We start from the raw sequence: 21955 nt of genomic DNA, 5'->3' as shown, positions 1-21955 counted from the left end.
ACCTCTCCACTGTGCTCCGTCGCCGAGACCGGCGCTAGCGGAAATCAGACACGGAGTTCGACGGTTTCCGGACGCTCAAAAGCCTCCAGTTCACCCTGTTGACCTGCACAGACGCGACAGTGGTGATTCGGCCGCAACAACCTGAGCGTGGCGGGCCGGGGAGGTCCGTAGCCTGCCCCGGTCAGCGTTTCCAGACTCGGTTCGAGGACGGTCGGCATGCCGGAACAGGACTTCGCCGCACGGGCCCCTGTCGTCGTCGTGGGCGGGGGGCCGGTCGGTCTGGCCCTCGCCCTCCTGCTGGACGCCCAGGACGTGGCGTGCGTGGTGTACGACGAGGGGGACGCCTCCTTCGACCACCCACGGGGCAACACCCACAACGCGCGCACCATGGAGCACTACCGGCGGCTGGGCATAGCCGATCCGATCCGCGCCCTGGGGCTGCCGGAGCACCAGGCGACGGACGTCGCCTACTTCACCCGCTACAGCGGATACGAGCTGGCCCGACTGCCGATGCCGTCCGGCGCGGAGAAGCGGAAGGCCGTCGCCTCGGCGCCCGCCGACGGCCAGGTCCCGGAGCCACTGCACCGCGCCAACCAGATGTACGTCGAGCGGTTCCTCGTCCGGCACGCGCGGACCCGGCCGAACATCACCCTGCGGTACGGGGTCCGGGTCGACGAGATCCTGCCGGACGCGGACGGGGTGACCGTCCGGGACCATCAGGGCCGCCGGACCAGGGCGCGTTACGTCGTCGGCTGCGACGGCGGGCGCAGCCTCGTCCGACGCTCGGCGGGCATCGAGTACACCGGGGAACACACGCTCGACCAGGACGTCCTCGGCCGGAAGGCCACCGCCGCGTATCTGCGGCTGCCCACCCTGCGCCGGGACCTGCTCGGCGGGCGGGACGCGTGGAGCTACTGGGCCGTCAACGCCGATGTGGTGGTCAACCTCATCTCCCTGGACGGCGCGGACGAGTTCTGTCTGCTGACCAGTTCCCTGGACCCGGACGCCTTCGACGCGGAGCAGCTCGTACGGATCGTGCGGTCCGCGGCAGGCACCGACCTGCCGGTGGAGGTGCTCGGCCACCGGGCATGGAAGCCCGGGGTGGCGCTGGTGGCCGGGAGCTTCGGTACCGGCCGGGTGTTCCTCGCCGGGGACGCGGCCCATCTGTTCACGCCCACCGGCGGGTTCGGGATGAACACCGGGATCGACGACGTCGCGAACCTGGCGTGGAAACTGGCCGCCGGGACGCGGGGCTGGGGCGGCGCCCGGCTGTTGGAGTCCTACAGCGCGGAGCGGCGTCCGGTCGCGCTGCGCAACACCGCTGCGGCACGGGCCCTCAACCAGAATCTGGGCGCCATCGAACGCCCGGCCGCCCTGGAGGACGATTCGGCGGCCGGGCGCAGCGCGCGGGCGGCGGCCGCCGCCCTGCTCGGCACCCTCGGCGAGCAGTTCTCGTCCATCGGGGTCCAGCTCGGAGCCCGGTACGACGGCTCCCCCGTGATCCGCGCCGAGGACGACGACACCCCGCCGCCCGACTCGCTCACCACGTACACGCCGAGCGGCGTCCCGGGCGGCCGCGCCCCGCATCTGTGGCTGGACGGGGGGCGCGGCGCCGGCAGTTCGCTGTACGACCGGCTCGGTGCCGGCTTCACGCTGCTGCGCCTCGGGGCGTCACCGCCGGACGGCGCCGCTCTGTGCGCCGCCGCCGCGGACCGTGGTGTGCCGCTGACGGTCCTGGACGTGCCCGGACCCGTCGGACGTGAGCTGTACGGCCGCGATCTGGCCCTGGTCCGGCCCGACCAGCACGTGGCGTGGCGCGGCGACCGCCTCCCACGCGACGCCGTCTCCCTGCTGGCGCAGGTGACGGGCGCCGGGTGAGCAGACGGGGTGGATGCGCCGGATTCAGTCCGCCGAACGCAGCGCGTCCACCCCGGCGCGGGCGATGAACAGGTCCTTGCCGTCGCGCGATCCGCTGACACCGATCGCCCCGATCACATCGTCGCCCTCGGTGATCGGCAGCCCGCCGGCGATCAGCGCGATACCGGGCTGGCTGCCCAGGCTGCTCACCAGCATGGTGTTGTCCTCGATGGCCTTGCCGAACACATCGGTGGCCGTGTGCAGGGTCAGCGCGGTGTTGGCCTTGTTCAGCGCGACCGTGGTGGCTGTGTTCGCCGTACCCTCCCTCCTGGCCATCGCCGTCATGTTGCCCCCGGCGTCGATCACCACGAGCGAGACCCGGCAGTCCAGTTCCTCCGCGTGGGCCAGTGCCGCGCCGATGACCCGCTGCGCGCCGGCCAGGCTGATACTCCGGGCGGTGAACACCGCGGTTTCGGTCTTCTCGAGGTCACTCACGTCGATGTCTCCATCTTCGTTCTTTCGATGTTCCGACGGACACCTGCTGAGTGTCCTTCCCTTTCAGGGGAACAACACCGCCGACGGTCCGGCCGTTGCAACGGACCCCGTCCCGCCGGGGTTCACCTACCAGCGGCTGAGTGCCGCTACCGGCTGACACCCATGGCAACCCATCCGGAGACTCCTCATGGAAGAACAACCGCCCGCCCGGCACTCGGGCTGGCTCCTGGTCTCGCTGCTCGGCGGGATGTTTCTCGGCAGCGTGGACATCGCGATCGTCAACATCGCGACACCGTCGATCCGGGATCATCTCGGGGCCTCCGGAGGCCAGTTGGAGCTGATCGTCTCGGGCTACACACTGACCTACGCGATGCTGCTGATCACCAGCGCCCGGCTGGGCGACCGGCACGGATACCGCACGGTGTACCTGATCGGCCTCGTGGTGTTCACCGCCGCCTCCGCCGCCTGCGGCTTCGCCCCGACGGCAGGGGTGCTCATCGGGGCGAGGATCGTCCAGGGCGCCGGCGCGGCGATGGCCACCTCGCAGGTGCTGACCGGGATCCAGCTGCACTTCGAGGGACGGGAACGGGCCCGGGCCCTCGGCCTCTACACCGCTGTGCTCTCCACCAGCGCCGTCCTCGGCCAGGTGCTGGGCGGGGTGCTGGTTTCGGCCAACCTGTTCGGCACCGCCTGGCGACCCGCCTTCATCATCAACGTGCCGGTCGGCATCGCCCTGTTCGCGGTCGCGTGGTTCTGCCTGCCCGCGGTGGCGCCGAAGCGAAGCAAGCGGCTCGACGTCCCGGGCGCACTGACCCTGTCGGCGGCGCTGCTGCTGCTCGTGGTGCCGATCGTGATGGGCCGGGAGGCCGGCTGGCCGCTGTGGACCTGGGCCAGTCTGGCGGCCTCGGTGGCCGCTTTCGTGCTGTTCGTCCGGGTGGAGCGCCGCCAGGCCGCCCGCGGCGGCAACCCGCTGGTCACCCTCTCGCTGCTGACCCGGCGGCCCGTGGCCCTGGCGCTGATCTCGCAGGCCGCCACAGTGGCCACCTACTTCGGGCTGCTCTTCGCCCTCGCCCTCTACCTTCAGCAGGGGCTGGGCAGAAGCGCCGGATTCTCCGGTCTGTCCCTGGTGTCCTGGGTCGCCGCGTTCGGTGTCGCGGGACCGCTCCTCGGCCGCTCCGGACCACGTGCGAAGCGGCTCGCCGCTCCGGTCGGGCGGCTGGTGCTGGGTGCCGCCTTCGCCGGTCTCGCAGTGACCCTCGCCGCCGGGCAGGCCGGCAACGACGCTCTGCTGATCGCCCTGCTGGGCATCGGCGGCCTCGGGTACGGCGCGGCCTTCAGCGGCACCCTGACCGGACTGACCAGCACCGTCACCGACAAGTACGCCGCTGAGGTCAGCGGGCTGTTCAACACCACCATCCAGGTGGGTGGTTCGCTCGGCGTCGCCGTGTTCGGCACGGTCTACCTGGACATCGCCCCGCATGCCGGCCGCGCCGACGCGGTCTCGGCGTTCACCGTCGTCGCCGCCTCACTGGCGGGCACTGCGGTCGTCGCCGCAGTGATCGCCCAGTGGGCGCTGCGCCCGTCGCGGCCCGTGGCCCCCGCGCCGAGCGAGGAGCCGCGCCCCGAACCGGCGCTGCGCCGCTGACCGCCACTGCCTGGACGTACGCCGCCCCGCCACCGGTTCCGGTGGCGGGGCGGCGTACGTCCAGGCGCTCTCAAACCCGCGGCTGCACGCCCGCGCGCTGACGCGCTATCAGCTGGCGCTCCACCTCCGGCGGCAGCTCCTCCAGTTCCGCCCGCTGCGCCGGCTTCCACCCTGTGACGGGCGAGCAGGCGTGGTAGCCCCTGAGCCGCGCGAGCGGAGCGACCGCGCCGTACAGGGCGCGCTGCAGCGGCCACGGGCGACCGGTGAACCGCAGCACGTCGGAGAACTCCCGCAGAGTCAGGGAGGTCTGCATGAGGTTCGGCTTCCCCTGGTCGTCGCTCCGGCCCTCCTCCGCCAGGCCGAAGAGCTCGCGGAGCAGCAGGACCTCGAACCGTTCCGCCCGGTTGGTGAACTCGACGATCGCCAGGGTCTCTTCGTCGTCGCTCGCGCTGTAGAAGCGGTGCGACGTGCCCGGCGGGACCGCCACCGTCTGCCCGGTCTCGTCCAGGATGACGTCCCGGTCGGCCATGCTGACCCGGAGCCGGCCGCGGACGAGCGTGAACCGCTCCTCGCTCGCCGGGTGGAGGTGATAGTCGGCGGCGAAGCCACCGGGAGCGACGTACAGGTCCAGTACCGACCGGGCTCCGCCGGTGTCGGCGGCGGCCGTACGGACGACGATCTTCTGACGGCACGGGGGGTTGTAGTAGACCTCACCGGCACTCACGGCCATCTTCCCTCTCCTTGCTGCATTCTGTGCGGTGGGAACACCGGTCGGGTGTTTCCATGTCCTCTCACGTACCTGCACTGCTGCGCATCTGTGCTATTACCTGCTTGTGCTGCTACCTGCCTGTGCTGCTGAACGGTGCGGGGCACGGCCCCGGCGGCCGGTCCCGGCGGCGGGGGAACCGCCGGAACCACCGCCGGGGCCGTGCCCCGCCCCCTGCCCGGAACCCGTCCGCACCCACCGGACCGAGGGGTGTTCAGGAGGGCATCTTGGTGCCGCAGATGATCCCGTGGACGGGGATCACATCCGGCGGCATGGTGCTGATGTCCTGCGAGATCGCCTTGGTGACCTTGAAGCCGCAGGCTTCCATCCACTGCTCGTACGTGGAGATCTTCTGCGGTCCGCCCTGGGCCATGGTGCAGCCGAGCATGTACGCGGGGAAGAAGTCCACCGAGTTCGAGACCTTCACGTCCTCGGGGTGGATGGGCACCAGGACGTAGACCTGTCCGCCGACCTCCAGCGCGTCATGGGCGCTCTGGAAGATGCGGTAGACGTTCTCCTTGTCGAACATGTCCAGGAAGTGCTTGATCATGATGGTGTCGAAGCCCTTGGGGAGGCCCTGGAACACGTCACCGCCGATGAACGAGCAGTTCTCCTCCACGCCGTGCTCGCGGAAGTTCTCCCGGGCCTCGGCCTCCTTCTCCGGGAAGTCGAAGCAGGTCACCTGAAGGTTCTCGGCACCCTTGACGCCCTTGTGGCGGTAGGCGAGGATCGCGCCGAGACCGGTGTTCCCGGCCAGGTCCAGGATCTTCGTGTCCTTGCCGACGTCCAGCTGGTCGTAGAACCACGGGTCGATGAAATCGGTGACCTGGTCCATCATGGCGCCCCAAGACGCCTGGAGTTCGGGGTGCCGCGTGCTCGCCTCGTAGAAGTTGCCGTCGAAGTCGAAGAGTTCCTTGAGGCCGACGACGGTACCGGTCCTGACGCTGTCGGACAGGTGGTAGAGCTGTCGCAGGCAGACCTCCTTGACCATGTTCATCCACGGGATGACCCGCGCGAGGTCCTCGTCCGTCAGGTCCCGCAGACCGTCCAGCGCGTAGGTGGACGCGGTCTCGTCGAAGGAGACGAAGTCTTCCTTCACCATCAGGTGCAGCAACTGCTCGGCGGCGGAGGGGGTCACGCCGGCCTTCTCCGCTATCTGAGCTGCAGTCAGCCCGCCGCTCCTGTCCTCCTTGAGCGAATCGACGATTCCCAGTTCGAAACAGCTGAGAAGGTTCATGAACCTGAGCGGGCCCAGAGTGTATTCACGGAACTTGGTGAGTACGGCGTCCTGCGAGCTCATCGGTCTCCTTCGTTGGCCTGTCCGGTTTCCTGGCCTGTCCGGCGTCGTTCTGGGCAAGCGTCGTGTGTGCCAAACGTAGGAGCCGGATCAGTGCCGGGCACTCCGGAACTTGCGGCCGAACCGGGAACACCACCGGGAACGCCGTATGACGGCGCTCCGGAGCACCCGACGGGGAGGGGCGAGAACGACGGCACGACCTGCGGCGACAGGGACCGCGCAACCTTCTACGCCCAGCTGGTGTTCTGAACGGCGATGGACGAAACGGCCGAACACCTGACGGAGCGGCTGGCAGTGGACCTCGACGACGGCTTCACGGAGCTGGTACGCCTCCACGCCAGGGCGGTCCACGCGTTCCTGTTCCGGGTCACCGGGTCAGCTGTCGAAGCGGAGGACCTGGGACAGGACACCTTCCTGCGCGCCTACACGGCCCTGCGGGGCTACTCCCCTTCGCGCCGACGGGAGTTACGGTGCCGCGCCTGGCTGATGACTATCGCGGCCAACGTCTGGCGCAACCAGATCCGTACCAACGTCCGCCACCCGGTGTCGCCGACCCCGGTCGAGAACTCCGCCGATTCCTGGGCCGACGAGAGCCCCGGGCCGGAGGAACGGGCCACCACCGCCGACGACCGGGGCCGGCTGGTCTCGGCGCTGACCGAACTCCCCGAGAAGTCCCGGGTCGCGGTGGTCCTGCGGCACGTCGTCGGGATGAGCTACGGGGAGATCGCCGAGTCCCAGGGATGCCCGGTGGGCACCGTCAAGGCACAGGTCTCCCGCGGGGTCGGTAATCTGCGGGAGCTGCTGGAAGCCGGCGGTCCACCCCCGAGGGAGGTGCTGAAGTGAGTCAGAACGACAACGCGGGCCCCGCGCCCTGGGACCACTCCCTGGAGGACGCGCTGGCCGGCCTCACGTCTCCCGGCCCGGTGGATCTGACGCTGCGCATTCTGCGGCACGTCGGGATCTCCCACGAGCGGTACGACGCCTATGTCCTGCTGGACACCGACGCGGGCGGCCTGTACGCGGCATACAGCCCGACCGCGGTCACCGGCTCCGCGCTGGAGTCGATGGTGGTCAGCCCCGAGATGTTCGAGGAGATCCACTGGCAGCGGACCGGACGCACCGCCATCCGCTCCACCATGCCCTTCCCCGGGCTGCGCCCCGCCCTGCGGACCGGACGCGCCAAGTCGCTGCCCGTCGACCTCACCGGCCTCGACGCCCATGAGCGCGCCGTGCTGGAGGCCGTCAGGACCGTGCCGAAGGGCCAGTTGCGGCCGGTCAGCTGGATCGCGCGGGAGGCGGACGTGGTGGACGTGCCGGGCGTCAACGGCTTCGTCACCGGGACTCTGGCGCGGAACCCGCTGACACTGCTGATCCCCTGCCACCGGGTCACCTACGAGGACGGCACCCCGTGCGACAGCGCGTACACCCCTGCCACCGGCAGGGCGCTGCGATCCGCGGAGGGGATCGACATGCTGCGGCTGGCGGAGCTGTTCCGGCGAGGCGGCGTCCTGCTCGGCAGCGACACCACCTACATCTACTGCCATCCGACCTGTGCCCACGCCCGCCGGATCACCCCTCCCCACCAGCGGCCCTTCCGCACCGCCGCCGAGGCCAGGGGCGCCGGTTACCGCGCCTGCCGAAGCTGCCGGCCGGTCTCCGTCTGAGGACTGTCCGGTACGGCGCACGACGCGCTGTCCGGTAGGACGAACGACGCGGGGGCAACCCTTCCCGGCGCACTGGTGTTCCGTTGTGTGCGGTGCGCGGTCGCTCACCGCCCCGGCACGACGCACGGGAGGGACATCCGACATGCGCGACAAACTCGACGACGAGCCCCGCTGGTGGGGCTCCGGACTGCTGGCCCGTCATCCCGCCGACGCGGTGTGGGCGCGGGCCGACTCCGAGGTGACCTACGAACGGCTGCGTGTGCAGGTCACCTCTCTGCGGCGGCTCTTCGAGGCGTACGGTGTGCGGCCAGGAGCCACCGTGGCGATCCAGGGCGCGCAGAGCTTCACCCAGCTGTGGTCGGTCCTCGCGCTGTGGTCGCAGGGGGCCCAGGTACTGCTCATGGGCCCGGAGATCCGCGGCAGGGAGCTGGAGCGGCTCCTGGACCACTGCCGGCCGCAGTTCTACGTCGCCTTCGGCAACGGCGGCCCCCGGTACCGAACCTTCCACGACGAGGCCGAACTCCTCGTCCGCAAACTGCGCGGCGGCCAGCGGGCGGTGACCGGCCACTGCCTCATCCACTTCACCTCCGGCAGCACCGGCTTCGCCAAGGCGGTCGCCCGCACCCCGCAGTCGCTGCTCGCCGAACTCGACGCCTTCCGGCGGATGGACGGCATGCCGGGCGCGGGTTCGAACGTCATGCTGCTGGGCCCCGTCGCCCACTCCTTCAACCTCGTCGGCGGCGTCCTGCACAACATGGACGTCGGGGCGGTCAGCGTCTTCCCGACACGGGCCTCGCGGCCCGCACTGCTGCGGACCGCGATCAGGGCCGGCGTGGACACCGTGCTGGGCCGCCCGGACCACTTCGCCGCCCTGGTGCGGGGGGAACACTCAGTGCGGCTGCCCGCACTGCGGCATGCCGTCTCCGGTGGCGACCGGATGGACGGACGGGTCCACGCCCGGTTCGCCGAACGCTTCGGGGTACGCATCGGCCAGGCGTACGGCACCACGGAGACCGGCATCGTCGCCGCCGACCCCACCGGCTGGTTCGCCCCAGGGTCGGTGGGCATGGTCGCTCCGGGGGTACGGATCAGGATCGTCGAAGGTGAACTCCAGGTCCGCATGGCCGGCACCCCGTACCTGGGGCCGGAGCAGACGCCCGCCCGGTTCCTGCCCGACGGCAATCCGGACGGACCGGGCTGGTTCTGCACCCGGGACCGGGCGATCCGCGATCCGTCCAGCGGTGCGCTGCGCATCCTGGACCGCATCGATCCGCTGGCCGACCGGCACCAGTTGACGCGCGGCATCGACCACGTCCTGCTCTCGGACCGGACGGCGTCCCGCTCGCTCACCCGCAGCGGGGCACCCGCCGGCTGGCCGAGAAGCGGCGGGTCGCGGGTGGCAGGTGGCAGGTAGCGGGCGATGCAACCGAATGGCGCGGCAGGTGTTCTTCCAGGTAGCAGGATTCGTTCACCTCTCACAAGGAGACGTCGCGTTGACCCACACCCTGACTGGGATGACAGCGGTCGTCACCGGGGCTGGCAGCGGCATCGGGCGGGCGACCGCACACGCCTTCGCCGACCGCGGCGCCAATGTCCTGGCCGTCGGCCGGACCCGGGAGAAGCTGGTCGCCACGGCCCGGGACAGGTCCTCCATCGTGCCGCTGAGCGCCGACGTCGCGGGAAGGGCGTCGCCCACCGCCATCATCGAAGCCGCGCTGGAGACGTTCGGCGGTATCGATGTCCTGGTGCACAGCGCGGGAAGCCTGCGGCAGACACCGCTGGGGACGATCTGCGCCGACGACTTCGACCGCTTCATGGCCGTCAACCTGCGCGCGCCGCTGCTGCTCACCCAGGCCGCTATGGCGCCGCTGACCCGGTCGCGCGGGACCGTGGTCAACGTCAGTGCGTCCTTCGGGCAGCGCGGATGGCCGGGGCTGTCGCTGTACGGCGCGGCCAAGGCCGGCCTCGACTTCCTCACCCGAACGTGGGCGGGCGAACTCGCCGACCTCGGAATCCGGGTCGTATCCGTGGCGCCCGGTCCCGTCGAGACACCGATCCTGGAGAACAACGCGCTGGACGACCGGGCCGTGACCACCATCCACCGGTTGCAGGAGCTGCTCCCGCTGGCCCGGCTGGGGAGCGCCGAGGAGGTCGCCTGGTGGATCGCCAACTTCGCGGAACCGCTGGCCGCCTACACCACGGGCGCCATTCTCCCGGTCGACGGCGGATACGGTGCCGTGTGAACCGGAGTACACATTTCCGCCGCATTCTCAAGCGGTTCCCGAGAAACCCCTCCTGGCGCCCTCTTCCGGTAGGGCCCTAGCCGGAATTGAGAATTGTGTACTGCAATTTCTGAACCGGAGTACCCGGTTCGATCCCCAGATCCGAGACGAGATTCAGGCGCAGCCTGCCGAACACATCGAGCGCGCGGACCCGGTCCCCCGACATGCTGAGGGCGCGCATGTACTGGCAATGCAGTCCTTCGTGCAGCGGATGCTCGAAAACCGGAACGGCGAGATCGGCGATGGCCTCGTGGTACATCCCCATCCTGATCTTGACGTCGGAGAGATCCTCGATCACCCCGAGTTTCGACTCCTCCAGTTCACGCCGCTGCGCCTCCAGCGCGGCCCTCGTCGTCACGTCCACGAAGGCGGGGCCGCGCCAGATGTCGAGTGCACGACTGAGGATGGTCAGCCCTTCCGCGTCGTTCCCCTGCCGGATCACCCCGCGGCCGTCGACGACCAGGCTCCGGTAGGCGCCGTAGTCGAACTGCGCCAATCTGTCGCTGAACACGTATCCGCCCGGCCTGGTCATCAGCAACTCACGTGCCACCGCCCGCGCAGACAGGCCGGTGAATCGCTGGAGCACTTTGCGGGACTGGAAGATGTAGGTCTGAATATTGCGCAGCGCGCTCACGGGTGGATCATCCTCCCAGACCTCGCGCACCAGGGACGAGACGGGGACGACCCGACCGGCATTGGCCAGCAAGACGGCGAACACGGTGCGGGGTTTCGGCGCCAGCTCCACCTGGTTCACCGTGTCATCGAGAGAGACACACAGAGGACCTAGCACTCCTATATTCATCAACACTTCACAATTCCTTCAGGCTGACTTTTCCTGTAGAAACATGAGAAATAATGAAACACGCCGAGCGTCCACGTGTGCAGTGGCCACCGAGTTACCGTACTCCGACCACACCCCCTGTCAAGATACGACAGAATCAAGCCTTACATCGCCAAAAATGATCGCTATTCTTTACCCCACTTTTCATCCCCGTCATGCAACCGTCAGGTGTTCAGCAGTGTTGCGGCATTCCGCTCACGATGCGGCGAAGGGATTTCCGCCGTCCGAATCCCGACACCCCTTCCCCCTGACCGGGACACCTCTACCCGGGGCCGGAAAGCGCACGCCAACCCGGGCCGGTTCCCTAAGGGCTGTCCCGTAATCCCTGGTGGATCAGCGTGCGGCGTCAGACGCGGTGCATCGCAAGGCGGAGGGACGCCCGAATACTGGATGTATTCGGGCGTTCCGACAACGCGGCGAGGTGGCGTGGCTGTCGTCGCACGCCCACCAGGGATTACGGGACAGCCCTTAGGTCGGCAGATGCCTCAGACATCTCCCGCACGCGCCTCCCCGGGCACCGGCACCCCCGACACGCCACCCGGCCGCATGCCGGGCCGGGGACGTCCGGGGGTGCCGGAGCACCATGTCGGCCCGGTACTCGATGTCCCAGCCGGCATCCAGTGCGCGCCAGGCGAAATCGGTCTCCTCGTGCACCTACCGGTCGGGAAAGTTCGGCGGAAACCAGCCGCTCGTCCTCGGCCCCCGAAACACCAGCGGATAGCGGCCCACACGCGAGTCGCGGCTCAGGTCATGCCGTCCCCTCGGCCGAACGTGCCCGCTCAATGCTCACCGCCACGTGCTCCTCCAATTCGGACATCGTTCTGAAGAACGCAGCCGCCAGATCCACGTCGTGCAGGTGGGCCAAGACCAGCACCGACCACAAGCAGTCGGACAGTTCATACTCAAGAGCCGGCCGCCAGCCCGGGATCCGCCGTGCGCCCTCCGCCGCGGCGGCAAGTTTTGCAAGATCACCAACATCTCCGACGAACCCGAGCATGAACTCTTCCCGCGTCCACTCCCGGCCCACCAGCCGATTCCGCTCGTCATAGATCCGCTTCACCACCAGCGCGCGCTCTTCCAGCTGTCCAAACGAACGTCCATCGAATCCTCCAGGAAGTAGCCCATAGCGAGGATGTCTTGCCCATGAGCCGACACCATGACAGCCCACCGCGGCAGCGTGGCGCGCCGCCGGCGCTCGCACTGCCCGACCGCGATGGCGCCTTCCACACCCTCTGGGGCGGCGACAAAACCGAAGTCGAAAGCTGACCAACACCCGCAATGCTGATAACGGGGCGAATTCGCCCCAGCTCGCGATCACGGACGTCCAGGTTCTGTCCGGTCGATCTTGGGCTGTGGGAGGATGCCATCCATGACTTGCATCCGAAGGGGCCGTGCCGCGTAGTACACCAGCTTCACTTCGGTCGCGGGAACGCGGCTGGGGAAGACCCTGGGTGCGGTATCGCGATGTCCCAGGTCTGTCGGGAGCGGCGAATGCCGCCGTCCGCATGCTCGAACGGGAACGATTGTCTCCGGGCATCGTGGCAGTGGCGTTGAGCGTGTGGTCCTTGCGCGTCCACGGCACCAAGCGCCGGTGGAGGCAATGGGAGGCCGAGTTCACCTGCCCGTGTTGCGGCGAGGGGTGGGCCCGGGACAAGCTGCAAGATGCTCTGTTCATGCTTCCGCCGAGGGCCGCCGGCGAACTCCGGGTGCAGGTGGAGCGCCTGGACGTGGTGCTCCTCGGGCGAACGCATCACGAGCCGGTGGCAGACCCGGAGTTGGCGTGGTGGCATCGCAGATGCTGACCGCGCCCCCATGCCGCCCACTGATTCGTTGGCTCTCGTATGACTGGTCGGGGAGATCTGGCAGAGGCGGAGTGGCGACGTCTGGAGCCGCTTCTGCCGACAGACAACAACCGCTGCGGGCGATGGCGCGACCACTGTCCTCTTCTGCGTCTGCGGGGAAGCAGTCGTCCAGAAACCCGTAGAGCGGTACCTCTCAGTCCTCCAGCGGCGGTGTCCGGGCCTCACGGCAACGGCCCGAAAACCCCTGCACCCACGTGCTCGATGTCCAGAACCGGCCGGGCCTCGACGAACTTTCCGTGGCGAGCCGTGTCTGTCCCACGTCCAGTAGCTAAGGATGGCGCCCTTCAGGGGCGGGCGAGCCTGCTGGTCCGGGCGGAACCTGTCCGCAGCGCCGGTCGTCGTCGCGCATGTCGGCGTCCGGGTCCGCCCAAGGCCGACAGCACAAGGGGCATGACCTGCGGAATACGCGGTCTGACAGAATGAGTTCCGAAAACTCGGGCGACGCGTGTCAGGAAACCGGTGTGAATCCGGTACGGTCCCGCCACTGTGACCGGGCTGCAACAGCCCGGAAGCCAGATACTGACCGCGCCGCCTTCTCGTACGACCCAGGGGACGAGGACATCCCCCGGAAAGGCTCGGTCATGCCCCCGATACGCCGTGTACCCCTCGCGCTCATACCCCTGCTTCTGCTGCCTCTCACCGGCTGCGGCACCGGCGGCGAAGCCAAGGCAGAGGCCGCACCGGTCGCCGACGGTTTCCCCTACACCGTCACCAATTGCGGTACGAAGACGACCTTCGACGCCCCGCCGGAGCGGGTCGTCACCATGAACCAGCACGTCACCGAGATCATGCTGGCCCTTGGGCTCCAGGACCGGCTGGCCGGGACCGCCTACCTGGACGACAGCATCCTGCCGGAGTACCGGTCCGCGTACGACAGGACCAAGGTGCTCGCGAAGGAGTACCCCTCCAAGGAGGTGCTGCTCGGCGCCAACCCCGACTTCGTCTACGGCGGGTACAGCAGCGCCTTCGACAAGGCCAAGGGCCAGGACCGGGCGGGGCTCCAGAAGGACGGCATCAACACCCGGCTGAACATCGAGAACTGTGCCAGGGGCAAAGTCGGCATCGATCAGCTCGCCACCGAGATCACCGAAGTCGCCAGGACCTTCGGTGTACCGGAGCGTGGCAAGAAGCTGATCGCCAAGGAACGGCAGAAGATCACGACGGTCGAAACGGAGCTCAAGGGCTCCGCACATCCCTCGGTGTTCGTGTACGACTCCGGCAACAACTCCGCGTTCACGGCGGGCGGCAAGGGCATCGGCAACGAGATCGTCCGGCTCGCCGGGGGCCGGAACGTCTTCGGGGACCTCGACGCCACCTTCGGCGACGTGTCCTGGGAACAGGTCATCAAGCGCAGGCCCGAAGTGGTCGTGATCTACGACTACGGAGGCACCACGGTCGAGGCCAAGAAGAAGCGGCTGCTGAACGACCCGGCACTCGCGGACGTGCCGGCGATCAAGAACGAGAAGTTCGCGGTACTCCCGCTGTCCTCGGCCGTGCTCGGTGTCCGGGTCGCCGACGCTGTACAGGACCTGGCCGGGCAGCTGCACCCCGGCACTCCGTGAGCGCGGGGTCCGCCCGCCCCGGCCCGAAGTCCGTCCTCCGCTCGACTCCCGTCGTGATCGGCGCCCTCACGATGCTGCTGCTCGCGGCGGCGGTGGCCGGTCTGGTGCTCGGCCCGGTACGGATTCCGCCGGGCGAGGTATTGAGTACGGTCCTGGGCGGTGAACGCTCCGGTGCGTTCCCGACGATCGTGTGGGAAGTACGGCTGCCCAGGGTGCTGCTCGGGGCCGTCGTCGGTGCCGGTCTGGCGCTGTCGGGCGCGGTGCTCCAGGCGTTGGTGCGCAACCCGTTGGCCGATCCGTTTCTGCTGGGCGCCTCGTCCGGGGCGTCGGCGGGCGCCGCCGTGGTAGTCGTGCTGGGGGTCGGCGCCGGGGTGGCCACCGACGTGGCGCTGCCCCTCGCAGCGTTCGCCGGGTCCATGACCGCGCTGGTCGCCGTCTACGCGATGGCCCGGCGCGGCGGCACCATGACAACGGGCCGGCTGATCCTGGCCGGGGTGGCGATCCAGTACGTGCTGTCCGCTTTCACCAGCCTGATCCTGGTGCTGTCCTCCCGGGCCGAGCATGTGCGGGAGATCATGTTCTGGACCCTGGGCGGCCTGGGCGGCGCCCGATGGGACCAACTGGCCCTGCCCGCAGTGGTCCTGTGCGTCGGGGCCGTGCTCCTGATCAGCCTGGCCCGTCCGCTGGATCTGCTGCTTACCGGGGAGGAAGGGGCCCGCAGCCTCGGCCTGGACCCCGGCCGTTTCCGGGGCGGGGTCTTCGTGCTGGTGTCGCTGATCATCGGGGTGCTGGTCGCCTACAGCGGGGCGATCGGCTTCGTCGGCCTGATGGTCCCGCACGCCGCTCGGTTGATCGTCGGCGCGTCCCACCGCAGGCTGCTGCCGGTGACCGCGCTCGGCGGGGCGGTCTTCCTGCTGCTGGCCGATCTGCTGGCGCGGACGGTGGCGGCTCCCCGGGAGATTCCCGCCGGGGTGGTCACCGCCCTGGTGGGCGGCCCGTTCTTCCTCTGGCTGCTGCGCCGCTCCAGCCGTACCGAAGGGATCACCGGATGAGCCCGGCACCGTCCCCGACGGCACTCGCCGCCGACGGAATCAGCTACGAGGTCGCCGGCCGTACCCTGCTGAACGCGGTCACGCTGGACGCCGCCCCCGGCGAGACCGTCGGCCTGGTCGGGCCGAACGGCAGCGGCAAGACCACCTTCCTGCGCTGTGTGTACGGCGCCCTGCGACCCGCAACGGGTCGGGTCCTGCTGGATGGAGTGGATGCCGCAACCCTCGGTGTGAAGGAACGGGCCCGCCGCGTCGCCGTCGTACCGCAGGACAGCCCCGGCACCTTCGGCCTGACCGTACGCCAGGTCGTGGCGATGGGCCGAAGCCCGCACAAACGGTTCTGGGAGCAGGACGACGCCGACGACGCCCGCCGCATAGACCAGTCGCTCCAGCGCGTCGGCGCGGCGCCCCTGGCCGACCGACGGTTCGAAGAACTGTCCGGCGGAGAACGGCAACGGGCCCTGATCGCCCGCGCCCTGGTCCAGGAACCGGGGCTGCTTGCGCTCGACGAACCCACGAACCATCTGGACATCCGCTATCAGCTGGAGATCCTCGGCCTGGTGAGGACCCTGGGCACCACCAATCTGCTGGTGCTGCACGACCTCAACCTGGCTGCTTCCTACTGCGACCGGCTGTTCGTCCTCAACGCCGGACGACTGGTGGCGTCCGGTTCCCCGCACGCGGTACTGACGGAAGAGCTGCTGTCCGAGGTCTACGGGATACGGTCCCGGATCGGCGCCCACCCGGTCACCGGCTCCCCCAACGTCGTCTACCTCCCGCTGTCATGAGTGACGACACTTCCTCCGTCTGGGCGCCCGTGCCGCACGGACCACGCTGGCAGGTCACCGAAGGCGAACCGCCCGCGAGCGAAACAGGGCAGTGGCTGGCAGCCGACCGACTGGCCGATCCGGCGGGCGAGGAGTTGTCCACGCTGCTGGAGCGCGAACGCACAGGCAGTGGCCACCGCACCGGCCATGCGACCGCCCTGACCCTGATGGCGGTGTACGCGGGCTGGGTCACTGCCGCCGCCGTGCTCCATTGGGCGCTGTACGACGAGGTCCCGGACATGCGGTCCGGCAATGTCCTGGTGCTCCCCGCCGCGCACGGGATCGGCGGAGTCCGGGTCCGCAGTGCCCGGCTGTTGGCGCCCCGGGCCGGGGAGGACTCCGTACGGCTGCTGCACCGCACCGTGCTCGACGGGCATCTGCTGCCCATCGCCGATGCGTTGCACCGTCGTACCCGCGCCGGGGCCAGGCAGTTGAGTGGAGGGATCGCCCATGGCTGCGCCACGGCGCTGTGCGCGTACGGCGACCAGGTGGATCTGCTGGCTGCCCGCTGGTGGCAGTTCGTGGACACCGCCCCCGGCGGACTCGCGACGCTGGGCGAGGTCGCAAGGGTCCGGCGAGCGCCGGACGGCCCGGAGCGGCTGGTCTATCTGCGTAACACCTGCTGTCTGTACTACACGAGCGCGGAGGCGGTGCGCTGTGCGAGCTGCTGTCTGACAAGCCGCGAGGAGCGGCTACGCGCGTACGCGAGGCCGAAGTAGCACCAGCGGTTCCGAGGTCCAGGCGCCGGTTCCAGCGAAAACGGCGCCCAGTCCCGGCAGACGGCCTCGGCCTTGAGCCGTTCGGTGAGCCAGGCGGCCAGGACGAGACCGACTGCCGCGAGGGTCGAACGGAGCCGCTCGGCGCAACCGGCCGGTTGTCCGGAACGAGCCGGTGGACGGCCACCGCCCGCGGTCCGTCAAGGTCCGGGCGCGATGGCCCATGGCTCAGCGGTGGGTGAACACCGGGGGCGCTTTTCCGTGCAGGCTGTCATGCCCTCCTTCTGGTCTGCGGTAGCGAAGACAGCGTGGACGAGGCGGTGTTCGAAGCGGATCCCTTCGGTGAGGGTGGTCTCGAACACACGATTCACGGCCTCTTTCACCATCATCGCGGCGAGCTTCTCGCACCATGACCGGGTCGCGGTGCAGCGTCTGCACGAGCGGATCGACCTGGTGCGCTACCGCATCTTCGACGGTGGGCTGTTGAGCCTGCTGCTGATCGAGTCCACGCCTGGTTCTCCCCGACCTGCTCCGGCTCGGCAGCCCCGACGGGAGCGGGAGGAGGCAGTCCGTGCCGGCGGGGGCAGCGGAGGGCCGCCGGTCCAGGCGAGCTCGACCGTGGCTCCTGCTTGCCTGCAGGACCTGTACGTCGAGCTGGACGAGGCGCTCACCGTGTGGGGCGAGGTCGAGGTGGCTCCGCTCAGGCACTACATCGCCAACCAGCGCATGGTGAACATCGCCTCGGTGATCTTCCGTCCGAAGCACGAGGTGATCCTGGTCTACCTCCGGCTCGACCCGGACATGGTCGAGCCGGAGGAGGGGTTTGCTGCCGCCGTCCCGTGGGCCGTCGAGGAGCCGGTTCGCCGGTCACAGGGCTTCTGCGCGCCACACACGCACAGCCGCATGGCGCCCCCGTCGCGCGGATTCTTCGCGCATCGCTCGCGACGGCTTTAGCGTGGGAGGGTGTACAAGGGCGTGGTCACCCTGTTCCTCGGCGGGGACGTGATGCTCGGCCGGGGCGTCGATCAGATTCTCCCGCACCCTAGTGACCCGGCGCTGCGGGAGGCGTACATCCGCGACGCCCGTGCCTACGTCGACCTGGCGGAGGCTGCGAGCGGGCCGATCCCCCGGCCGGTCGGCTTCCGCTGGCCGTGGGGCGTGGCGCTGCTGGTCCTGGATGACGCCGCGCCGGACGTGCGGGTGGTCAATCTGGAGACCGCCGTCACCAGTGACGGGGACTTCGCGCCCGGCAAGAGCGTTCACTACCGGATGAGCCCGGCCAATCTGCCGTGCCTGGCCGCGGCCCGGCCGGACGTCTGCGCGCTGGCCAACAATCATGTGCTCGACTTCGGCCCACTCGGCCTCCACGAGACGCTCGACGCCCTGGCGAATGCGGGACTGCGGACGGCGGGGGCAGGCCGGGACGAGGTGCGCGCGAGACAGCCGGCGATCGTACCCCTGGGCGCCTGCGGGCGGGTGCTGGTCTTCTCCTTCGGGATGCCGTCCAGCGGAATCCCGAAGGACTGGGCCGCCACCGGGCAGCGGGCCGGTGTCAACGTCCTCGCGGAGCCTTCGGCGGCCGCCGCGTCCGCGTTCGCAGACCGTCTTCGGCAGGTCAGGCAGCGGGGAGACATCACGGTCGCCTCGGTCCACTGGGGCCCCAACTGGGGCTACGACGTCTCCCGCTCCGAGGTCCGCTTCGCCCACGCGCTCCTCGACGCAGGCGTGGACGTCGTGTACGGACATTCCTCGCACCACCCGCGCCCGCTGGAGGTGTACCGGGACAGGCTCGTCCTGTACGGCTGCGGCGACCTCATCGACGACTATGAAGGCATCGGCGGCTACGAGAGCTACCGGGACGACCTGCGAGTGCTGTACCTGGTCTCGGTGGAGGCGGACACCGGCCGACTGATTGACGCTCGTATGGTGCCCCTGCAGGCACGCAGGATGCGACTGGAACACGCCTCACCCGAGGACACCGAGTGGCTGCGCGCCGTCCTCGACAGACACAGCCGGAAGTTCGGCACCCACGTCGACGGCGGGCCCGACGGCACGCTCACGCTACGGCCCCTGCGCTCCGGGCAGCACGCATTAAAGGACCTCAAGCGGGACCACTCATGGCGTGCTCCTGCGCCCCAGGTACATCGACGCCACCCGCAGCGGGCCGATCCGGCGTGGCAGGGGCCGCATGACCACGTTCTGCGTGATCTCCGACACCGTCCGTACTTGCGTCAGTTCACGGTCGTGGCGCACCTGCAGGTCGCAGCGGGCCTGCCACTCCATGGCTCGCCAGTGCCGTCGAGGACGAGACCGAGGCCAGCACCGGCCCGGCCGACCCGATACCCCGTCCCGGGCCGGGCCAACCGGAGCAGGGCGGCTGGTGGTGCCAGATCCTGGATGCCCTGCGGTTGGGGCCGGCCGACGACGTCGCCGCGGCCACCGCCGGGACTGCCGGCAAGGAGGGCTTCTGAAGGCTGCGGGCCCATAGCGCCGGATGCCGGACGAGAGCACAGTGTCAGGAATCGCCGCCGCGTGCCGTCCGGTCGATCACGCGGGCGTTGGGCTCGCTGAGGCAGGAGTGTGCCCCTGGCGCAAGGGCGTGCCTTGCGCCAGGGGCGCGGTCGGGGAAGGGCTGCTGTGCGGGTCAGCGAACGGCGTAGGCCTTGATCAGGGTCTGCTCGATCTTGCTGCCGTGGGTGTCCTGTGCCTTGATGCGCAGGGACACGTAGCCCGATGCCGGGTTGTTGACGGACACCTTGTAGCTGCCGTCGCTCTTGCTCTTGAGCTTCGCGGGCTGCCAGGTGGCACCGTCATCGGTGGACGCCTCCACCTTCACCCCGTCGATGTCCGGGGTGGCGCCGTTCTGGAGGACGAAGGCCAGGTCGAAGTGGTAGTTCTTGCCGCCCTTGGCGGTGTTCTCCGCGTCCAGGTCCAGGCCGTACCTCGGCCAGAGCAGCGCCAGGTCTTCCTGGCCGTTCGCCGGCCGGGCGGACTTGAACGTCCACGCGGTGCTGGTCCTCGTGGACAGCGGGAACCACTCCCGGTGCTCGGCGTCCTTGGTGATCCGGTAAGTCGTTGGGTCAGGGCCGACCGGCACCGTGGTCCACGCGAACCGGTTGGTTTCCGTGAGGAGTTTGCCGTCCTGGTACAGCCGCACCGTCGACTTGTCGTCATCGTCCAGGTTGTCGCCATCGTTCAGGAAGAAGGCGTAGTGTCCCGGCTCGCTGTCGCCCATCTCCGACATATTGAGGGTGACCTGGTCACCGTCGCGGAACGCGTTGGTGGTCATCGGCCCGGCCGGGCCGTTCGCCGCACCCAGCCAGGTCTCCTCGCGCCGCTCGCCCGGGCTGTAGTTGCGGATGACGTCACGCATGACGCGGAAGGTATCGGTGCGGTCCGGCTTGACGGTGTGCCACCACCCCATGTCCTTCATCGTCGGCCACTTGCTGCCGGTGGAGTACCACTCCTCCCGGTCCAGCGGCGCCTCGAAGGATTCCACGAACTGGAAGATCGCGCCCTCTCCCGGGCGGATCGCCGAGTCGGTGTCGCCGAGCAGAGTGCCTTTGGTGCTGCGGTAGTGGGACTTCACCACGGCCGAGTTCTCCGTGGTGACCGCGTCGGTGGGGTCGGCCGGAATTCCACCGGGAACCATCAGCGCGATGTTGTACACGGAGGGGTCTTTCTTGATGCCCTGCAGGTTGATCCGCGTGGGACCGTCGGCCATCCGGCCGAAGAGCACCGCGCCCTCGTCCTGGGTGAGGCTCCAGGCCGGAATGGCAGTGCCGGTGGAGCGTGGCACGCCGGCGTAATATGGGCCGGGCCGGTCGTTGACGATGATCGCTGCCTTCGCGCCGGCACCGGCCACAGCGGCAATCTGGTCGACGGCCTTCAAGGTGGCATCGCGGGTGACGACCGCGAGCTTGCCGTCGAGGTCCTTGCCGGTCAAGTCCTCCGGCCGTCCCGTGCCGGCGTCGACCGCCTGGAGCCTGCTGGAGCCGTACAACCAATCCGCATAGACCACCGGCTCAAGCGGGAGCGCGTCTCCCTTCCCGGCATAGGACGCCCGGATCACCGGCGAGTACCTGCGCTGCTGGAAGCTGAACTCGAATGTGCCGTCCGTCACCGGCTCGGTGGGCACCACGTAGGCGTGGTCCCACAACGGGTCGGATGCAGCCTTCATGTAGTCGACTCCCCGCTTGCCGGGGAGGCTCTGGCGGTACCCGAGCTTGTAGCCGTTCGACTCGGACTCCTTGGGGGTCGCGACCTTGACCTCCTTGCCCAGCCTGGCGTCCATCGTGATCGTCCGGTCCGCCTTCAGATCCACGACGGGCTCACCGGCGAGCGTGTGGCTCAGGGTCCGGCCCGTGGCCTTGTCCGTCGTGTACACGATGCCCATGACGGAGTAGCGTCCCTGCGGCAGTGCGACCGTCTTGGTTCCGCCCTCGGGGAACACCTGAAGGGCAACCCCGTTGTCCAGGTCGAACACCACGAGTTCGCCGAGCGCCGGGTCTCCGTTCCGGTCGATCGTGTTGAGGGTGAGGTCGACGGTGGGCACGTCCTTCGTGGCGCCGACGGTGGTGCGGATCGCGGTGCCGTCGGCCGCGGTGGCCGTGATGACACCGGTGTAGTCGCCCACGGCGCCGAGCTCGGGGTGGTAGGTCACCGTCACGCTCGCGGTGGAGTTGGCCGGGACCGTCACGCTGTCGGCGCTGAGCGTGAACATGCCCTCCGGCGGCGGCGCTGTCTCTCCGGCGCTGAACAGGCGGAGCGACAGCGTGGTGTCCGTAGCGGAGGTGTTGACGTAGCTGACCGTCTTGGTGACCGGCGCGCTCTCGGCCGACTTCTTGCCCATGCTGACGACGGCGGGGCTCGAGTACGTCGTGGCGCCGATCGCCTTGGGCACGTCGACGCGGCCGTTACCGCCCTGGTAGGCGTTGTACGAGCCCTGCTTGGCGGTGCTGACCAGCACCTGCTTGAGCCGGTCGGCGGACCAGTCGGGGTGGCGCTGGGCGAGGATCGCCGCTGCCCCGGACACGTGCGGGGTGGCCATCGAGGTGCCGTTGGCCGCGGTGTAGTTGGCGTCGACGGGGGT

The 21955-nt window shown here is 69.3% G+C and carries 17 protein-coding genes, 3 pseudogenes and 1 riboswitch; of the genes and pseudogenes, 12 read left to right on the top strand and 8 right to left on the bottom strand.

Features of this window, described 5'->3' with window-relative positions; translation table 11 throughout:
* Window positions 1–216 precede the first annotated feature (216 nt).
* Window positions 217–1878 carry an FAD-dependent monooxygenase gene (locus ACFYY7_RS11160; RefSeq protein ID WP_388659855.1) on the top strand — a complete coding sequence of 554 codons (1662 nt, stop codon included), beginning with the start codon at window positions 217–219 and terminating at the stop codon, window positions 1876–1878.
* A 24-nt stretch (window positions 1879–1902) separates the two neighbouring features.
* On the opposite strand, the gene ACFYY7_RS11155 is transcribed toward ACFYY7_RS11160, so the two are convergent.
* On the bottom strand, window positions 1903–2352 hold the full coding sequence (locus tag ACFYY7_RS11155) for a heme-binding protein (protein WP_388659851.1): 450 nt from the start codon (window positions 2350–2352) through the stop codon (window positions 1903–1905).
* A gap of 187 nt (window positions 2353–2539) precedes the next feature.
* On the opposite strand from ACFYY7_RS11155, the gene ACFYY7_RS11150 reads away from it, so the two are divergent.
* Entirely contained in the window at window positions 2540–3997 is a 1458-nt protein-coding gene (locus ACFYY7_RS11150) for an MFS transporter (protein ID WP_388659848.1), read from the top strand.
* A gap of 70 nt (window positions 3998–4067) precedes the next feature.
* On the opposite strand, the gene ACFYY7_RS11145 is transcribed toward ACFYY7_RS11150, so the two are convergent.
* Window positions 4068–4727 (bottom strand): cupin domain-containing protein, encoded by a 660-nt coding sequence (locus ACFYY7_RS11145; RefSeq protein ID WP_388659845.1) that lies wholly within the window; start codon window positions 4725–4727, stop codon window positions 4068–4070.
* 250 nt (window positions 4728–4977) lie between these two features.
* Window positions 4978–6063: a methyltransferase gene (locus ACFYY7_RS11140; RefSeq protein ID WP_388659840.1), complete on the bottom strand. Its 1086-nt coding sequence runs from the start codon at window positions 6061–6063 to the stop codon at window positions 4978–4980.
* A 252-nt stretch (window positions 6064–6315) separates the two neighbouring features.
* Here ACFYY7_RS11140 and ACFYY7_RS11135 point away from each other — a divergent pair, with 252 nt between their 5' ends.
* The 4 genes from ACFYY7_RS11135 to ACFYY7_RS11120 all read left to right on the top strand — a co-directional run bounded on the left by ACFYY7_RS11135 (window position 6316) and on the right by ACFYY7_RS11120 (window position 9967).
* Window positions 6316–6903 (top strand): RNA polymerase sigma factor, encoded by a 588-nt coding sequence (locus tag ACFYY7_RS11135; protein ID WP_388659837.1) that lies wholly within the window; start codon window positions 6316–6318, stop codon window positions 6901–6903.
* Complete coding sequence (locus tag ACFYY7_RS11130; RefSeq protein ID WP_388659835.1) at window positions 6900–7724, top strand: MGMT family protein; 825 nt, start codon at window positions 6900–6902, stop codon at window positions 7722–7724. Before ACFYY7_RS11135 ends, ACFYY7_RS11130 begins: the two co-directional genes overlap by 4 nt.
* A gap of 142 nt (window positions 7725–7866) precedes the next feature.
* On the top strand, window positions 7867–9138 hold the full coding sequence (locus tag ACFYY7_RS11125; protein WP_388659832.1) for a class I adenylate-forming enzyme family protein: 1272 nt from the start codon (window positions 7867–7869) through the stop codon (window positions 9136–9138).
* Window positions 9139–9238: 100 nt separating this feature from the next.
* On the top strand, window positions 9239–9967 hold the full coding sequence (locus tag ACFYY7_RS11120) for an SDR family NAD(P)-dependent oxidoreductase (RefSeq protein WP_388659829.1): 729 nt from the start codon (window positions 9239–9241) through the stop codon (window positions 9965–9967).
* Between the two features lie 76 nt (window positions 9968–10043).
* On the opposite strand, the gene ACFYY7_RS11115 is transcribed toward ACFYY7_RS11120, so the two are convergent.
* The 3 genes and pseudogenes from ACFYY7_RS11115 to ACFYY7_RS11105 form a co-directional block, all read right to left on the bottom strand.
* On the bottom strand, window positions 10044–10760 hold the full coding sequence (locus ACFYY7_RS11115; RefSeq protein ID WP_388659826.1) for a BTAD domain-containing putative transcriptional regulator: 717 nt from the start codon (window positions 10758–10760) through the stop codon (window positions 10044–10046).
* 615 nt (window positions 10761–11375) lie between these two features.
* A pseudogene (locus tag ACFYY7_RS11110) lies at window positions 11376–11498 on the bottom strand (glycosyltransferase family 2 protein); the annotation flags it as partial.
* A gap of 97 nt (window positions 11499–11595) precedes the next feature.
* Complete coding sequence (locus tag ACFYY7_RS11105) at window positions 11596–11910, bottom strand: nucleotide pyrophosphohydrolase (protein WP_388659823.1); 315 nt, start codon at window positions 11908–11910, stop codon at window positions 11596–11598.
* A gap of 1189 nt (window positions 11911–13099) precedes the next feature.
* A riboswitch (cobalamin riboswitch) is annotated at window positions 13100–13252 on the top strand.
* A gap of 38 nt (window positions 13253–13290) precedes the next feature.
* On the opposite strand from ACFYY7_RS11105, the gene ACFYY7_RS11100 reads away from it, so the two are divergent.
* The 4 genes from ACFYY7_RS11100 to ACFYY7_RS11085 all read left to right on the top strand — a co-directional run bounded on the left by ACFYY7_RS11100 (window position 13291) and on the right by ACFYY7_RS11085 (window position 16866).
* Window positions 13291–14271 (top strand): ABC transporter substrate-binding protein, encoded by a 981-nt coding sequence (locus ACFYY7_RS11100; RefSeq protein ID WP_388659820.1) that lies wholly within the window; start codon window positions 13291–13293, stop codon window positions 14269–14271.
* Between the two features lie 71 nt (window positions 14272–14342).
* Window positions 14343–15323 carry a FecCD family ABC transporter permease gene (locus tag ACFYY7_RS11095; protein WP_388661061.1) on the top strand — a complete coding sequence of 327 codons (981 nt, stop codon included), beginning with the start codon at window positions 14343–14345 and terminating at the stop codon, window positions 15321–15323.
* Entirely contained in the window at window positions 15320–16108 is a 789-nt protein-coding gene (locus ACFYY7_RS11090; protein WP_388659818.1) for an ABC transporter ATP-binding protein, read from the top strand. Before ACFYY7_RS11095 ends, ACFYY7_RS11090 begins: the two co-directional genes overlap by 4 nt.
* A complete protein-coding gene (locus tag ACFYY7_RS11085) occupies window positions 16105–16866 on the top strand; it encodes a (2Fe-2S)-binding protein (RefSeq protein WP_388659816.1) in 762 nt (253 codons plus the stop codon). Before ACFYY7_RS11090 ends, ACFYY7_RS11085 begins: the two co-directional genes overlap by 4 nt.
* A gap of 225 nt (window positions 16867–17091) precedes the next feature.
* Here the strand turns inward: ACFYY7_RS11085 and ACFYY7_RS11080 are convergent.
* Window positions 17092–17255 (bottom strand): annotated as a pseudogene (locus tag ACFYY7_RS11080) (enoyl-CoA hydratase-related protein); the annotation flags it as partial.
* Here ACFYY7_RS11080 and ACFYY7_RS11075 point away from each other — a divergent pair.
* Together ACFYY7_RS11075 and ACFYY7_RS11070 are read left to right on the top strand one after the other, a co-directional pair.
* Entirely contained in the window at window positions 17206–17817 is a 612-nt protein-coding gene (locus ACFYY7_RS11075; protein ID WP_388659814.1) for a hypothetical protein, read from the top strand. The pseudogene ACFYY7_RS11080 and the gene ACFYY7_RS11075 overlap by 50 nt on opposite strands.
* A gap of 9 nt (window positions 17818–17826) precedes the next feature.
* A pseudogene (locus ACFYY7_RS11070) lies at window positions 17827–18933 on the top strand (CapA family protein); the annotation flags it as partial.
* Window positions 18934–19507: 574 nt separating this feature from the next.
* Here the strand turns inward: ACFYY7_RS11070 and ACFYY7_RS11065 are convergent.
* Window positions 19508–21955: S8 family serine peptidase (locus tag ACFYY7_RS11065; protein ID WP_388659812.1), on the bottom strand; the 2448-nt coding region annotated here is incomplete at its 5' end.

Source organism: Streptomyces sp. NPDC001933, assembly GCF_042890955.1.
GTDB lineage: Bacteria > Actinomycetota > Actinomycetes > Streptomycetales > Streptomycetaceae > Streptomyces.
Note: the sequence above shows the minus strand (reverse complement) of the source record. Positions and strands in the feature narration are given on the sequence as shown.